The 295-nt window shown below is 69.8% G+C and carries 1 protein-coding gene; it reads left to right on the forward strand.

What is annotated here, in order from left to right; genetic code table 11:
• Positions 1-136 precede the first annotated feature (136 nt).
• The coding region (locus tag DC522_RS36740) for a homoserine O-succinyltransferase (RefSeq protein WP_245444793.1) at positions 137-295 on the forward strand (159 nt) is incomplete at its 3' end.

Below are 295 nucleotides of genomic sequence, written 5' to 3' on the forward strand. Positions count from 1 at the left end.
GGGCCTTCGTCCGACGCCAACCTGCTTCCCGAGCAAGGTGGCGCTCCCGCTGGGAGGATGCGGCCGAGACGGCAACCAAACGGGTGATCCCAGTTCCGTCCCGCGTCAGTTCGAGATCACGGCCCAGGGACGTTTCATGCCGATCAGGATTCCGGACGACCTGCCCGCCCGCGCGGCGCTCGAGAGCGAGGGCGTGGTGGTCATGCGCGAGAGCACGGCGGCCCGGCAGGACATCCGCCCGCTGCGCATCGGCCTGCTCAACCTGATGCCGGACAAGCCCAGCGCCGAGACCCAG

Origin of the sequence: Microvirga sp. KLBC 81, from assembly GCF_003075415.1 — a bacterium.
GTDB lineage: Bacteria > Pseudomonadota > Alphaproteobacteria > Rhizobiales > Beijerinckiaceae > Microvirga.